The 1965-nt window shown below is 69.8% G+C and carries 1 protein-coding gene and 1 pseudogene; one reads left to right on the top strand and one right to left on the bottom strand.

The window, feature by feature from the left end; all coding sequences use genetic code 11:
* Positions 1-131 precede the first annotated feature (131 nt).
* Positions 132-993, top strand: a pseudogene (locus AB0B01_RS30645) (transposase).
* 538 nt (positions 994-1531) lie between these two features.
* Here AB0B01_RS30645 and AB0B01_RS30640 read toward each other — a convergent pair.
* Positions 1532-1777: a hypothetical protein gene (locus tag AB0B01_RS30640; RefSeq protein WP_361726199.1), complete on the bottom strand. Its 246-nt coding sequence runs from the start codon at positions 1775-1777 to the stop codon at positions 1532-1534.
* Positions 1778-1965: the final 188 nt, after the last annotated feature.

Genomic DNA, 1965 nt, shown 5'->3' with positions numbered 1-1965 from the left:
ATTCGACTGCCTGACCGTGCGCGGGGACGAGCTGTTCGAGCTCGTGGACGCATTCCTGTGCGCGGACGGCCCGGTGACGTCGCCGGTGGATCTGAACCCTGGTGGCCGAGCACCAGCGTGGTCACGGTGCGATGTACGAGGCGTTGAACCACGGGAACGTGGACGTACCCCGGTTGCGGCAGGTGCTGGCCGGTCTGCCGATGCCGCGGGCCGCCGACGGGCGCCTGGTCCTGGCAGTCGATGTCAGCAACTGGCTCCGCCCTGACGCGCCGACCAGCGCGGGACGCCTGTTCTGCCACGTCTACGGCCGCAGCGGACGCTCCTCGGACCAGTTCATCCCCGGCTGGCCGTACTCGTTCGTCGCCGCCCTCGAATCGGGCCGGACGTCCTGGGTGCCAGCTCCTGGATGCCGTCCGCCTCGGGCCCGAGGACGACGTCGCCGAGGCCACCGCCTCCCAGCTCCGCCGGGTGGTCACCGACCTGATCGAGATGGGCCGCTGGCACGTCGGCGACCGCGACATCCTCATCGTCTTCGACGCCGGCTACGACGCTCCACGCATGGCCCACCTCCTCGACGGCCTCCCGGTCGAGGTGCTGGGACGGATGCGTTCCGACCGCGTCATGCGACGGCCGACGCCCTCGCTCAGGGAGTACGCCCTGGCCTATCCCCAGGGCGGGCGACCGCCGAAGCACGGCAAGGAGTTCCGCTTCGCCAAGCCGGACACCTGGGGTGAGCCGGACGCGGCCACGACGCAGGTCACCAACCGATACGGCACCACCCGCGCGATGGCCTGGGACCGTATCCACCCGCGCCTGACCACCCGCTCCGCCTGGATCGAGCACACCGGCGAACTCCCCATCATCGAGGGCGCACTGATCCGCCTCCAGGTCGACCGGCTGCCCGGCGGAGGAGACCCGCTGCCGCTCTGGCTGTGGTCGTCCGCCACCGGCCGGACTGCGAGGACCTCGACGTGCGCTGGCAGGCATTCCTGAGGCGCTTCGACCTGGAGCACACCTTCCGGCTGATGAAACAGACCCTCGGGTGGACCCGCCCGAAGCTGCGAACCCCCAAGGCCGGCGAGCGCTGGACCTGGCTGATCATCGCCGCCCACACCCAGATCCGCCTTCTGCGCGAGGCCGCCGCCGACTTGCGGCGGCCCGTGGGAGAAGCCCGTCGAGCCCGGCCGACTCACCCCGGCCCGAGTCCGCCGGGGGGTTTCGGAACCTCCGCCCGCACCTGCACTGCCCGACCCGCGCGCCAAAACCCTCAACCCCCGGACCTGGCAGGCCACTTGGCTCGAAAAACTGGCGGCCCGCCACCCGTTACGACGTGGGTAAAACCGTGAAACGACCAGAGAGCATCACCGAACGAAACCGACACAAACCATAAAGAACAAGCTGAGGCATGCACGCACCGGCTCGCCCCCTGGCAGCAAACCCGGCTGCCCCTGGGCCCTGGGGGCGCCAGGGGGGCGTACGGGACTCCCAGGGACTCCCAAAGCAGTGTGCCTGCTCCGGTTCCTCGGGTGTGTCACAGGGTGTAGGCGAGGCCGTGGGTGGCTGCGATCTGCCCGCTGCCGTAGCCGGCGTGGATCTTGACGGGGTTGCCGTCGACGTTCTTGACCTTGAGGGTGGTGCGGATCTGGGTGCAGCCGCCGAGCTGGGACTTGGTGAGCTTGAGGGTGTTGGTGGCCGCCTGGTGGTGGCGGGCGTCGGTGATGTTCCACTTGGCCACGGGGCCCTTGATGGTGGCACCGCACACTGCTCCGTCCGGCATCTGCGGCTGGGCCTCGATCCACGTCTCTGCCTGCGTGTACGCGTACGCGGCCGTTCCGCCCGGACAGATGCGTGACTCGCGGATGCAGGTGGTCAGGTTCGCGTGAACGGACGGGTCTCGTCGGCGCTGTCGAAGCTCCTGCGCACCATCGGCGCCATGGCGGTACCTCCCGGAAAGAGCACGCCCCG

The organism is Streptomyces sp. NPDC044571 (genome assembly GCF_040647115.1).
Lineage (GTDB): Bacteria > Actinomycetota > Actinomycetes > Streptomycetales > Streptomycetaceae > Streptomyces.
This window is presented reverse-complemented; position numbering and strand designations above follow the sequence as displayed.